This window comes from uncultured Sphingomonas sp. (genome assembly GCF_964237335.1).
GTDB lineage: Bacteria > Pseudomonadota > Alphaproteobacteria > Sphingomonadales > Sphingomonadaceae > Sphingomonas.
This window is the reverse complement of record NZ_CAXSHM010000022.1, coordinates 38,680-52,321: the sequence shown is the minus strand read 5'-3', so window position 1 is coordinate 52,321 and position 13,642 is coordinate 38,680. Positions and strand designations below refer to the sequence as shown.

The window sequence follows — 13,642 nt, the reverse complement described above, 5'->3', positions numbered from 1 at the left end:
ATGGCCCACGCCGCCGCGGTGACAGCGATCTAGGCGGCCACAGGATAAACGTCAACAGCAAATCTGAGGGATACCAACGAAGAAGGTGAGGATCGGCAGCGTTGCCTGATCTGACGCGCTCGCCCACCAACGCGATCGGTGCTCAAATCCGAACCTCGGTGCCAACCTCCACAAGCTGGCGCGACGGTATACGGAACGAGCTGCCGGTCGGCGTTGAATTGCGTTGCATGGAAACGAAAAGCCCTTCGCGCCACGTGGCCATCCCCGGAATACGCGCGTCGGCGACCACCGTCTCGCGGCCGATGTAATAGCTGATCCTGCCAAGCTCCTCGGTTGAAAAGAGCTTCGCTGCCGCCAGCCCGCTCGCCACGTTGATATCTTCCATGAAACCGAAGCGCAGCATCACCCGGTCGACCCCGTCCGCGACCTTCTGAACCGTCGCGCACTCACCTTCCGCCACGAACGGCGTCTCGACCGTGGCGACCGAGACGAGCACCACCCGCTCCTGCAACGCCCGGTTGTGCCGGACGTGCTGCGACAAGGACAACGGGATACCCGTCTCCGCGGCGCTGAGGAACGCGCCGATGCCGGGCGTTCGGCATGGCGCCATCGTTGGCAAGGCGGCCAGGAACTCGGCCTCGTCTTCGCGGAGATCGGCGCGCGCCTCCTCGACCAGTCGGACGCCGGTGCGCCAGGTGAGCATCAGGAAAGCAAGGACGCCGGCGATGAGGAGCGGGAACCAGCCGCCTTCGAGCAGCTTCACGGCATTTGCCGAGAAAAACACGAGGTCGAGGAGGAAAAATCCGCCGTTCACCGCGATCACTAGCACGGGGTTATAGCCCCAGCGGATCGCGATGAGCGCCGCGAGGAAGGTAGAGATCGCCATCAATCCCGACACCGCGATGCCGTAGGCGCCCGCCAGCGCGTCCGATGAGCGGAACGTCAGCACCGCCGCCAGCGTCCCGACCGCGAGCAGCCAGTTCGCGAGTGGCAGATAGACCTGCCCCTCCTGATCCGCGGCCGTGTGCAGGATCGAGAGACGCGGCAGGAAGCCGAGCTGGATCGCCTGCTGCGTCAAAGAGAAGACGCCCGACACGATCGCCTGGCTGGCGATGACCGTCGCCATCGTGGCGAGCACGATCAACGGATAGTGCGCCCAGGCCGGCGCCAAGCCGTAGAAGGGGTTGGCCAGCGCGGCGGGATCGGCGGCCACGAGCGCCGCCTGACCGAGATAGTTGATCACCAGTGCCGGCAGCGCCACCGCGAACCAGGCGAGCCGGATCGGGAAGCGACCGAAATGGCCCATGTCGGCATACATCGCCTCGCCGCCGGTCACCGCGAGGAATACCGCACCAAGGACGGCGAAGCTGACGGCAAGAGGCGCGCCGACGACGAACCTGATCGCGAAGAGAGGATCGAGCGCCTCCAGGGCCGCCGGATGCCGGGTGATGGCCACCACTCCCAACAGCGCCAGCAGCGCGAACCAAACGAGCATCACCGGCCCGAAGACACGGCCGATGAAGCCCGTCCCGCGCGACTGAACGGCGAAGAGCATGACCAGGATCGCAACCGTGATCGGCAGGACCGCGGGCCCAAGGTGCGGCGCGTCGACCTTCAACCCTTCCACCGCGCTCAGCACCGAGATCGCGGGCGTGATCGCGCCATCGCCATAGAGCAATGCCGCGCCGACGAGGCCGAGCACGAGCAAGGCCGCATGGCGGCTGCGGGGCGCGGCATCCCGCGCGCCCAGCAGCGCCAGCATAGCGACGACGCCCCCCTCCCCATGGTTGTCGGCCCGCAGGATCAGTGCGGCATATTTGAGCGACACCACGAGGACGAGCGACCAGATGATGAGCGATGCCGTGCCGACTGCCGCCACGCCCGGCGTGCCACCCGCCGCCTGGACGGCGACCTTGAACGCATAAAGCGGGCTGGTGCCGATATCGCCGTAGACGATGCCGAGTGCCGCTAGGCTCGCCGCGAGCGTCGAGCGGCGGAACATGGAACGGGCGCCCTTGCGTCCTGCCGGCTGCTGCACTCGCGTCTTCCCCCTAGGCGGCTCGTAGCCGCTGCTGCCCTGGCGAATACGCAGGGGGAGCCAAGGCCGTTCCAGCGTCGCCCGCCTTGCCGGGAAAGACGGCGCGCTCTAGTCGGCCACGACACTCCAGAACCTGGACACCAACCGATGCGCCCGATGCTCGCCGCCCTGCTTCTCTCCTGTGCAAGCGGCGCGCTCGCGGCGCCGACCGATCCGGCCGCGCCCGTCGGCAAGCTGCCCGATGCCGCCACGCCGACCGCCTATCGCCTCGACATGACGATCCTGCCCAACCAGCCGCGGTTCTCGGGCCATGACGAAATCGACGTGACGGTGAAGGCGCCGACGGCACGGCTCTACATGCACGGGCGCGACCTGCACGTCACGCGCTCGGTCGCGACCGTCCGGGGGGCGACGATGCCGGTCCGCTACACGCAGGTCGACGATACTGGCGTGGTACGGCTCGACTTTCCGGCACCGGTGACCGGGCCGATCACGCTGACGTTCGACTATGACGCGGCGTTCGGCGCCAATCCGTCCGGGCTGTACCGGATCAACGTCGGCGGAACCTGGTACAGCTGGACGCAGTTCGAGTCGATCGACGCGCGTGCCGCCTACCCGTCGTTCGACGAGCCGGGGTGCAAGACTCCGTTCGCGATCTCGATCACCACGGCGCCCGGCAACAAGACGATCAGCAACGCGCCCGAGGCGAGCGTCACCCCTGTCGAGCCAAAGGGGGTGGGACCGCTCGAGAAGCACGTGTTCCAGGTAACGAAGCCGCTGCCGACCTATCTCGTCGCGATGGTGACCGGACCGTTCCTGCACCCGATGGGCGCGGTGCCCGCCAACGCGAACCGCTCGACCCCGCTCCCGCTCGGCGTCGTCGCGACGCAGGCGCAGAACGGCAAGCTCGACTATGCGATGGCCGAGAGCCCGCGGATCGTGTCGCTGCTGGAGCGGTATTTCGGCCAGGCCTTCCCCTTTCCCAAGCTCGATCAGATCGGCTCGCCGGTGATGCCGGGCGCGATGGAGAATGCGGGCGCCGACATCTATGGCGACGGCATCCTGTTCGTCGATCGCACCGCGCCGACGCGGCAGAAGCAGGTGTTCGGCATGGTCGTCTCGCACGAGCTGTCGCACCAGTGGTTCGGCGACCTCGTCTCGCCCGCCTGGTGGGACGACACCTGGCTGAACGAGAGCTTCGCCAACTGGATGGGCTACCGCATCGGCAACGAGTGGCGGCCCGAGCTCAACATCGGCGTCGGCGGCCTCGCCGAAGGCTTCTCGGCGATGAGCACGGACGCGCTGGAGGTCGGGCGGCCGATCCACCAGCACATCGCGCAGAACAGCGAGATCGACAACGCGTTCGACACGATCACCTATGGCAAGGGCGGTCAGGTCATCACGATGATCGCCGCCTATCTGGGTGACGACAAGTTCCGCGACGGCGTGCGGCTCCACCTGTCGCGCCATGCGTATGGCAATGCGACGTCCGAGCAGTTCTTCCAGGCACTCGCCGATTCGGCGAAGGACCCGCGCGTGGTCACCGCGATGCGCAGCTTCGTCGATCAGCAGGGCGTGCCGACCGTGGCGATCGCCCGCCAGGGCGACCGGCTGCTCGCCACGCAATCGCGCTACGCCTACCTCGGCAGCCGTCCCGCGGCCGAACAGTGGACGATCCCGCTGTGCGTGCGCACCGGCACGACCCGCAGTTGTACGTTGCTCGACAAGCCGACGATGACGATCGACGCCAGGCCGGCGGCGGTCATCGTGCCGAACGCCGGCGGCACCGGCTATTACCGTTTTACCCTGTCGCCCGCCGACTGGAAGGCGCTGATCGCGCAGGGCGCGAGCCTGGAGCCGGGCGAGGCGCTGGCGACGGTCGACAGCCTGAACGCCGCCTTCCGCGCGGGCTCCGCGCCCGCCGACTGGATCGTCACCGCGGCGCGCGTGATGGCCGACAACCCGAGTTCGGAGGTGAGCCTGCAGCCGGCGTCTATCCTGGCGGGATGGCATAGCCGGGGCTTCCTCCTGCCTGCGACGCTGCCCGCCTATCGCGCGCTGCTGGACGCCATCTACGGACCCAAGCTGACGGCGCTCGGCTTCGATCCGCGCGCCGGCACCTATGCTTCGGATGCGCCAGACCGGCAGGACATCCGCCAGCAGCTCGTCGGCTTGTTGGCGAGCGAGGGCCAGGACGCGGGCGTCCGGGCGACGCTGGACCGCGCTGCGACCGCCTATCTGGCCGGCAACCGCGGCGCGCTCGATCCGGCGTTCGTCGGTGCCGCGCTGGATGTCCATCTGGCCGCAGGCGGTCTGGCGGACGCGAAGGCGCTGATGGCGCGGGCGTTGGCAAGCGAGGACGCCACCTTCCGCTCGGCGGCGCTCGGCGCGATCGGCACGACCGGCCGACCGGACGTCGCCGGCTGGCTGCTCTCGTTCCAGGACCCGCGGTTGCGATCGCTGGAGCGGCTGCAGCTTCTGGCCGGCCTTGCGGGAACGCCCGAAACGGCCGACCTCGCCGGTAACTGGATCCTCGCCAACTATGCCGCGCTCACGGCAGGCGGCAACGGCATCTTCACGACCAGCCGGCTGCCCGGGATGTTCGGCCTGCAATGCGGCGCCGATCGGGCCGATCGGATCGAGGCGACGCTCGGCCCCAAGGTCCGGGCCGTCAACGCCGGCGTGCTGGAGTTCCAGCGGACGGTGGAGAATATCCGTCACTGCGGCGTCCTGCGCGACGCGAAACAGGCCGAGATGAACGCCGCGATCCTGGCGGCGCGATAACGATCGGTGACGCGGCGAGCCATCTCAGACCGGTAGAACGAATGTGATACGCAGGACGTGGCGCCGTCCCGCCGTTGACTAGGTGGTCCCCTGCTGCCAAACGTACTGACGTTCGGTAACCGGATGCTCCTCGCTTGATCGAGGGCCTCGTCGGTTGTCGCGCGCGGGTGTAGCTCAATGGCAGAGCAGAAGCTTCCCAAGCTTACGACGAGGGTTCGATTCCCTTCACCCGCTCCACCCCGGGGCACTGGTATTTAGAGCCTCTTTGGCCGCTTGAAGCCGTTTCGACTCAGCGTTCGGGTCGCGGATCGAGCGTACCAGTAGCGGGATCAGCCGATCGCCGCATGGAACACATGCCCGACGGCCGCCGTCACCGCCATCGCTGCCGATCCCCAGATCACGACACGGACGACGCCCGGCAGCAAGGGTGCGCCGCCGGCGCGCGCTCCGGCCGCCCCCAGGACGGCCAGCGTGAGCACCGTGACGATGACGATGCCGCGCAAGGCCTCGGCTCCCGGCAACAGCAATGCCGCGAGCAGCGGCGCCAGGCCGCCCGCCATGAACGACGCCGCCGACGCCATCGCGGCCTGGGTCGGGTTTGCCGTCGAGGTCTGGGTGATGCCAAGTTCGTCCCGGGCGTGGGCCTCAAGCGCATCGCGCGCGGACAGCGCGTCCACCACCTTGGCGGCTAGGTCTTCGGGAAGGCCGCGCGCGACGTAGATGGCGGCGAGTTCCCGCTTCTCGTGCTCCGGGTCGGCTTCGATCTCGCGTCGTTCACGTTCGATGTCCGCCTTCTCGGCGTCCGCCTGCGAACTCACCGAGACATACTCGCCTGCCGCCATCGACATGGCTCCGGCCGCGATGCCCGCCACGCCGGTCAGGATCAGCTGCGACGGTCCGGCGGCGGCCGCTGCGACGCCGACCATCAGACTGGCCGTGGACAACAGGCCGTCGTTTGCGCCGAGCACGGCCGCCCGCAGCCAGCCGATGCGGGTGACGAAATGGCCTTCGCGCTGTTGCACGTCGGGATCGGCTCCGGCTGGCATCGTCACGCTGGCAAGTCCCCGCTGGTCCGCCATCACGTAGCTGCGTTCCTGGTCTGCTGTCCGGCATTCTGCGCCTCGACCCAGCGATACAGGCTGGGCAACAGCAATAGCGTCAGCAATGTCGAGCTGACGATCCCGCCGATCACCACCGTTGCGAGCGGGCGCTGGACCTCCGCGCCCGCACCGGTCGCGATCGCCATCGGCACGAAGCCGATCGAGGCGACGAGCGCGGTCGACAACACCGGCCGCAACCGGTCGCGCGCGCCCCGGCGCACCGCCTCGTCGACGTCGGTGTCCCGGCGCAGCGCGTTGATGTGGTCGATCATCACCAGCCCGTTCAACATCGCGATGCCCGACAGCGCGATGAAGCCGATCGCCGCCGTGATCGAGAACGGCATGCCGCGCAGCGCCAGCGCGAACACGCCGCCGATCACCGCGAATGGTATGCCCGCATAGACGATCAGCGAGTCGCGCACGCTGCCGAGCGCGGCGTAGACCAGCCCGAAGATCAGGATCAGCGCGGCGGGGACGACGAGGCTCAGCCGCTTCTTCGCGGCTTCGAGCTGGTGGAACTGGCCGCCGAACTCGACGCGGTAGCCGGGCGGGAGCTTCACCTGCTGGGCGACCGCCGCGCGCGCCTTGTCGACATAGCCTTCGAGGTCGCTGGTTTTGAGGTTGACCATCAGCGCGGCGCGGCGGTGCGTGTCGTCGTGCAGGATCGGCTCGACGGTGCGCGTGGTCTTCAGGTGCGCGACGCGCGACAACGGCACCATGCCATACTGGCCGACGCGCAAGGGCAGCGCCAGGATCGCGGCCGGGTCGGCGCGCAGGCTCTCGGGCATGCGGATCACCACCGCATGGCGCGCCTCGCCTTCGGGGATGAAGCCGACCTCCGCGCCCGCGACCGCGTCGGCGATGGCCTTGTCCACTTCGCCCGTGCCGAGGCCGAGCCGCACCAGCTCGGCGCGATCGAGCTCGACGACGATGCTGTGCGTCCGCCCCGCCGCCTCGAACTCGACGTCGCCGGTGCCGGGCAGGCCTTCGAGCACCTTCTTCGCTTGCTGCGCCGCCTTTTCGAGCACATCATAATCGTCGCCGTATATCTTGACCGAGATGTCCGACCGCGTGCCCTCGAGCATCTCGTTGAAGCGCATCTGGATCGGCTGGGCGAACTCGAACGTCTGGCCGCGCTTTCCCTCGATCTTGTCGATCGCGCTGTTGAGCGCCTCCTTGGTCTGCGGGCCCTGGGCGGGCCACTGTTTTTCCGGCTTGTAGAAGATGTACAGGTCGTTCTCGTTGGGCGGCATCGGATCGGTCGCGACCTCGCTGGTGCCGATGCGCGAGAAAGTGTGGGTGATCTGCGGGAAGCGGCGCAGGAGGTCGCGCTCGGTCGCCTGCTCGGTCGCCAGGCTCTTCTCCAGCGACTGGCCGACCGGCTTGTAGACCATCGCAGTGATCGAGCCTTCGTCGAGCTGCGGCGTGAACTGCGATCCCAGCGTCTTGAACGTCACGAATGCGCCCGCGATCAGCGCGACCGCGATCAGCGACAGGATCGCCGGATGCGCCAGCGCGCGCTCCAGCGTCGGGCGGTAGCCACGTTCGGCGAGGCCGATCAGCCCGCGCTGCCGACTGTCGTCCGTCGCTTGCGCGGGCGCGCGGAGCAACAGGCTCGCCAGCATCGGCACGACGGTGAACGTCCATACCAGCGCGGACGCGAGCGCGAGCATCACCGCCTTCGCCATCGGCTGGAACAGCTTGCCCTCGACGCCGCCCAGGCTGAGGATCGGGACATAGACGAGCGTGATGATCGCGATGCCGAACAGCGTCGGCCGCGCGACCGCGCGCGCCGCCTCGATGACGATGGCGCGCCGCTGCTCGGGGCTGAGCTCATCCTCCTTGTCGCGGGCGCGTTCCGTCATCAGCCGCAGGCTGTTCTCCACCACCACGATCGCGCCGTCGACGATCAGGCCGAAGTCGAGCGCGCCGAGACTCATCAGGTTTCCCGACAGGCCGATGATGTGCATGCCCGTCACGGTGACGAGGAAGGCGAGCGGGATCACCAGCACCACGATCACCGCCGCGCGCCAATTGCCCATCACCAGCAACAGCACGAGGGCGACGAGCAGCGCGCCCTCGCCGAGGTTGCGCTCGACGGTATGGATCGTCCGCTCGACGATGTCGGCGCGGCTGTATTGCTCGTGCAGCACCATGCCGTGGGGCAGCGCCGCCTGGATGTCGGGCAGCGCGTCGTGGACGCGCACCGCGGCCTCGCGGCTGTTCTGACCGACGAGCATCATCACCGTGCCCAGCACCGTCTCGCGCCCGTCCTGCGTCGCGGCTCCCTGTCGCGGCGCGGAGCCGATCGCGACGTCGGCAAGGTCGCGCACCGTCAGCGGGAGGGCGCCGCCGGCGAACTTGACCGGGATCGCCTCGATCATCGCGGCGTCGCTGACCCGGGCATTCGTCAGCACGGTGAAGCGCTCGGTCCCGCGGCTGACCGTACCGCCGCCGGCGTTGGCGAGGTTCTTGCCAACCGCGTCCGCCAGTTCGGCCGCGGTGACGCCGTGCATCGCCAGCCGCCGCGGATCGGGCTCGACGACGAACTGCTGTTCCAGCCCGCCGTTGGAATTGACGTCCGCCACGCCCGGCACGGCGCGCATCATCGGGCGGACCGTATATTCCTGCGCCTCGTACAGCTCCATCAACTGGCGCATCGGAGCCATGCCGCGCGGCGGCTGGCGCCATTCGAGCGTATAGTAATAGATCTCGCCAAGCCCGGTGGTGATCGGCGCGAGCTGCGGTTCCGATCCGGGCGGCAACTGGCTCTGCACCGCGTTCAGCCGCTCGGTGACGAGTTGGCGCGCGCGGAACTGGTCGGTGCCGTCCTTGTACAGCAGCGTCACCTGGCTCAGCCCGGTCTTGGTCAGCGAACGGATCTCGTCGAGCCCGGGCTGGCCGCCCATCGCGCGCTCGATCGGCAGCGTCGCCAGATGCTCGATCTCCTCGGGCGCGAGCGAGGGGACGGTGGTGTTGATCTGCACCTGCACGCCGGTCACGTCCGGGATCGCGTCGATCTCGAGCGTCGAGAACGACCAGATGCCCACCATCGCGACGATGGCGGCGATGATCGCGACCGCCAGCCGGTGGCCGGTGACCCAGCCGAGCCAGCCGTTCATGGCTGGCCCTTCATGGCTGGCCACCATGGCTGGGCGTTCATGGCTGGGCCGGCGCGCCGTCGAGGGTGCCGCCGGCGAGCGCGCGCAGTTGCAGCAGCGCGTCCAGCGCCTCGGCGCGCGTGTCGAGCACGGCGTTGAGCGCGGAGCGATAGGCGTCCTGCATCTGCGTGTAGGTCGTCAGCGGGATCGCGCCGAGCCGGAAGTTGCGGTCCGCCTCCGCCGCACGGTCCGCGAACGACTGCGGGGTGTCCGCGCTCCACTGCAGCAGCGCGGTGCGCTTCGCCTCGTACTGCGCCGACTGGTCGAACACCTCGCGTGCGATCCGTCGCTGGGCGTTGACGAGCGTGGCGTCGGCCTGCGCCTGCCGGCCCTGCTCCTGCGCGACCGGCCCCGCCTGCGCGTTCCACACCGGCAGCGATGTCGTCAGCCGGATCCCATAGTTGGTCTGCCGGTCCGCGCCGCTGTGGTCGTAATAAGGGCCGATCGCGACGACCGGGATGCGTGCCTTGCGGGCGAGGTCGACGCGCGGGCCCTGCTGCTCGAACTGCGCGCGGAGCGACTGGAGCTCGAAACTGCGTTCGTCGATCCGCGCCGCCAGCGCCGTTCCCGACGGGAGCGCCGGCAAGCTCATGTCCGGGTGGATGATGCGGATGCGGGCGACGAACGACGCGCCGCGCAACTGGTTGAGCTCGTACAGCGCCGAGTTCGCTGCGGCATCGGCGGTCGCGGCATCGCGCTCGGCGGTGATCGCTCCGGCGCGCAGCACCGCCGCGTCGAGCGTCGGCGCCGGTCCGGCGGGATCGCGCGACACGATGATGTGGGCAAGCTCGCGCATCCGTCCCGCCACGACCCGCGCGGCGGCGGCCTTCTCGTCGGCGGCGAACAGCGCATAGCCGAGCGAGCGGGCGCGCGCCGCGAGCGTGGCGTCGAACGCGGCGAGGCCGATCCGCGCCAACGTCACCTGATGCTCGGCGATGGCGCGGCGCAGCGCGATCCGGCCGCCGAACTCGATCGGCTGCACGACCGAGACCGCATAGGCCGCGGCATCGCCGGTCCGGGCGCCCGTTGTGGGGTCCTCCAAGCGTCGCTGGCCGAACTCGACCGTCACCTCCGGATCGGTGGGCCGTCGCGCCGCGTCGCGCTCGACCCCCGCGGTGTCTATCTGGCGGACGTAGAACTGGCGCTCGGGGTTGTTGGCGACGACATCGCGCGCCAGCGCATCCAGCGACATCGCGGGTCGCTCCTGCGCCGCGGCGATCGTGGGGGCGACAAGCAACAGCGCAGTGCCGAGCCAGAAGTGACGCATGATGGTTCCCGGCCGCTGTTCGCAACCTCTAACGAACCATCTTGCGCTTCGTCGCCTAAGTCCGCTGCCAGAATGTGAACGGCAAACGGAGTTGGTTGGATCGACCTGATCGGACCGCCCTAACGGCGCTGGCGCAACTCGATCGCCGCCTTGTCATAGGCTGCCACGAACGCCGGCTTCTGCATCAGCCGTTCCGCGACGAGCAGGCCGAGCGCCTCCCCCGCCGCCAGATCGCTCCGGAAATGCTGCTCGCAGGTGATGCGGCTCTCCGCATAAAGTGACGCGCGCGCGAGGATCGAGGCGGCGCGGTCCGGAAACAGACGCGCCAGCACGCCCGCATAGGCGAACGCCCTGCTCGTATGGCCGCTCGGATAGCTCGACAGCGGCTCCTCGCCGTTACGCTTGCACGTGGCGATCGCAGGATCGACGATCCACGGGCGTGGGCGGCGGAACTCGTCCTTGCCGCGATCGACCACGCCCTTCTCGCTCGCCCGCACCATCGCCATCAGCTGCGCGGTCGCCGGGAGCCGTGCGAGGTCGAACCCCGGCCCGATCGCGTCTGCGAAGATGCTTGCGTCCTTGACGTCGCCCTCGGCGCGCGCGGCGGCGGCCTGATCGGGGGTCCGCGCGCGCTCGACGGCATGAAGCTCGGCGAGTTCCGCCATCGCCTGCGCGCTGCCCGCCGCCGGCGGTGCCGGCAGCACGAGCGCGGGATCGAGGTCGGCGGGCGAGAGCAGCCCGGCGGGCTTCGGCGCCGCCGCCGTGAGCCCCATCCCGGCCAGCGCCAGGACGATCGATGTCCTCGTCACAGCGTGATCGTGATGTCGCCGGTGACCGCACGGCCGACCTGGAAGATGTACTGATCGTACGGATAGACCAGCGCCTTGGTCGTGGGATCGGTGACGCTCTTATTCTGCGTGATGTTGTTAACGGGCGTCGAGTCGAACAGGTTGGTGATCTCCACCCCGAAGCGGATGCGCTTCAGTTCGTAGCGCACCGAAAGGATCGCGGTGTTGTAGCCGTTGCTCTGGTAGGTCGGCGCATCGTACAGACCGGCGCCGGGCTGCAGGAACCACTGGTGCCCGACCCATTTGTCGATCAGCGAGAAGCGGATCGGGCCCTGTTTGTAGAGTAGGCCGCCCGCCGCCGTCCATTCGGGCGCATTGGCGACCTGCTGCTGCGGCGATCCCGGATTGTTCGTCTTGGCATAGTTGCGCGATCCGTTGGCGAAGACGGCGAACCCATGCGGCAGCGCATAGGTCGCCTGACCCTCGACGCCCTTGTAGGTCACCGCGCCCTGGTTGAAGTAAACGATGCCGACGCCCGGCGTCGCCGAGGTGAACGAGGCGAACTTGTTGTCGAAATCGATCTTGTACACGTCGGCGTCGATGCTCAGGCTGCGGCCGTGGAACACGCTGCCGAGCTGGTAATTGGTCGACCGCTCCGGCACGACGGTCGAGAAACCGGGGTTGGCGACGTACAGCACGCTCAGCGACGGGGCCAGGAAGCCCCTGGCATATTGGAAATAGCCCGACAGGGTCGGCGTCACGGCGTAGTTCACCGTCGCGAACGGCAGATTGGCGGTATAGTCGCTGCTGAGTGTCTGCGCATAGCGGGTGGTCTGGTTGTAAGCTGCGTCGACCTTGCGGTTGAAGTCGACATGCTTGAACCCCGGCGTGATCGTCAGGCCCGTGATCGGCCTCAACTCCAGCTCGGCGAACTCCTCGGTATGGTTGGTCTGACTGTTCTGGTCGAACCGGATGTTCTGCGGGGTGGCGGCGCCCGTGGTCGGGTTGGTCACGGCCTTTTCGATGAAGTTGGGCGACAGGTCGATCAGGTTGACGTCGCGCTGCTGGCGATAGGTATTCGAAAACTCCAGCCAGGCCCCGACGGTTAGCGCGCCGAAGCCGAAGTCGAGCCGCGTCTTGGCGATGTCGCCAAACATGCGATACCGGTTCGACTTGGTATAGCCGGGCACGCCGAACCCGGTGACCGCGGCGATCTTGCCGACCGCGGGCGCGATCGTGACCACGTTCGCGGCCGTCACCGCGGCGGCGACCTGCGCGGGGGTCGTCGCGAGCGGTGTGGTCGTGCCGTAGAGGGTCGTGTCGTTGCCCGACAGCGTCTCGTTGTCGTAGCTGTACGTATAGGCCGTGTTCTCGAAGGTGGACGCCGGCGCCAACTGCGCCTCGAACTTCACGAGCTCGAAATCGGTCGTCTTGTGCGTGTAGTTGTACTTGTAATAGTCCTGTGAATTGGGATCGTTGTTCAGGCTGAAATACTTGCCGTACAGCGCAGCCTGCGACAGCGTCACGCCGTCCTTGTCGGGCTGGTTGAAGCTGTTCTCGTTGTACGTGCCAAGGATCGTCAGCCGCGCCTTTGAGCCGATCGGCACGACGATCTTGCCGAACACGTTGTTGGACGAGAACGGGCTGTACGTCCGCGCGCCCTGCGAGCCGATATGCTGCGCGCTGAACACCGCCTCCGTGCCGCCGAGCTTGTCGATCGCGCCCGTCTGCGCGACCGCGCGCACCAGATAGGTGTCGAACGAGCCATAGCTGCCCAGGACGTCCAGCGAGGAGGTGGCGCGGGTCGCGCGGCTGAACAGGTTGAAATTGCCGCCGAACGTCGCCTGGCCCAACTGGCTCGCATTGCCCGGGCCGCGGTCGACGATCAGCGTCTCGATCGTGTTGGACGGGAAGAACGTGTTCGAATGGTGCGTCGGATCGTTCGTGTCCCCGAACGGCACGCCGTCATAGGTGATGTTGTACTCGCCGTCCTGGAACCCGCGGATCTGCGCCTTCGATTCCGACAGGCCGAGGCCGTTGGCGGCTCCGAAGTTGGACACACTGGGGCTGATGAGCGCGATCTGATTGAAGTCGGCGGTCGCGGGCAGCGAGTCCTCGATGAACGAGCGCGAGATGATCGACTGCGGCTGCGTCGTCTGCAGCGACGCGGTGACCGGCGCGACCTCGTTGGGCCGCGTCGCCGTGACGATCACGTCCGATCCCTCGGCGATGCCGCTCGCCTGCTCCTGCGCGCGCGCCGCCTGCGGGTCGGCCTTGGCGGTCGCCTGAGCCAGCTGGTCGTCCGGCACCACGGGCGCCGTGGGAACGATGGCTGCGGCGGCGGCCTTGTCGGTCGGCGCCGCGAGAGCCGGCTGGGCGACGGCAAGCAGGCCGATCGCGCTGACGCCGAGCGTCAGCCGCCTATGGAACGAAATGCACATTAACTTTCCCCGACCCAACTACACTTGGCGCGCTACGATCGGCTGATGACAGGCCGGCTTCAG

At 68.2% G+C, this 13,642-nt stretch carries 7 protein-coding genes and 1 tRNA gene; 2 read left to right on the top strand and 6 right to left on the bottom strand.

Translation table 11 applies throughout. The features are described 5' to 3' along the window. Nucleotides 1-142 precede the first annotated feature (142 nt). The gene (locus tag ACFE65_RS11900) at nt 143-2,002 is read right to left on the bottom strand and encodes a potassium transporter Kup (RefSeq protein WP_375382572.1); all 1,860 of its coding nucleotides are present in this window, start codon (nt 2,000-2,002) and stop codon (nt 143-145) included. 183 nt (nt 2,003-2,185) lie between these two features. Here ACFE65_RS11900 and ACFE65_RS11895 point away from each other — a divergent pair, with 183 nt between their 5' ends. Further along, the gene (locus tag ACFE65_RS11895) at nt 2,186-4,822 is read left to right on the top strand and encodes a M1 family aminopeptidase (protein WP_375382571.1); all 2,637 of its coding nucleotides are present in this window, start codon (nt 2,186-2,188) and stop codon (nt 4,820-4,822) included. Nucleotides 4,823-4,985: 163 nt separating this feature from the next. Then, nucleotides 4,986-5,059: transfer RNA gene (locus tag ACFE65_RS11890), tRNA-Gly, on the top strand. A gap of 92 nt (nt 5,060-5,151) precedes the next feature. Here the strand turns inward: ACFE65_RS11890 and ACFE65_RS11885 are convergent. The 5 genes from ACFE65_RS11885 to ACFE65_RS11865 all read right to left on the bottom strand — a co-directional run bounded on the left by ACFE65_RS11885 (nt 5,152) and on the right by ACFE65_RS11865 (nt 13,579). After that, entirely contained in the window at nt 5,152-5,868 is a 717-nt protein-coding gene (locus tag ACFE65_RS11885) for a VIT1/CCC1 transporter family protein (RefSeq protein WP_375382577.1), read from the bottom strand. 32 nt (nt 5,869-5,900) lie between these two features. Then, on the bottom strand, nt 5,901-9,044 hold the full coding sequence (locus ACFE65_RS11880; protein WP_375382576.1) for an efflux RND transporter permease subunit: 3,144 nt from the start codon (nt 9,042-9,044) through the stop codon (nt 5,901-5,903). 37 nt (nt 9,045-9,081) lie between these two features. Continuing rightward, entirely contained in the window at nt 9,082-10,350 is a 1,269-nt protein-coding gene (locus ACFE65_RS11875) for a TolC family protein (RefSeq protein WP_375382570.1), read from the bottom strand. Between the two features lie 119 nt (nt 10,351-10,469). Next, a complete protein-coding gene (locus ACFE65_RS11870) occupies nt 10,470-11,159 on the bottom strand; it encodes a phosphatase PAP2 family protein (RefSeq protein ID WP_375382569.1) in 690 nt (229 codons plus the stop codon). Continuing rightward, nucleotides 11,156-13,579, bottom strand: coding sequence for a TonB-dependent receptor (locus tag ACFE65_RS11865; protein ID WP_375382568.1), 2,424 nt, complete (start codon nt 13,577-13,579; stop codon nt 11,156-11,158). The genes ACFE65_RS11870 and ACFE65_RS11865 overlap by 4 nt, the downstream gene beginning before the upstream one ends. Nucleotides 13,580-13,642 lie beyond the last annotated feature (63 nt).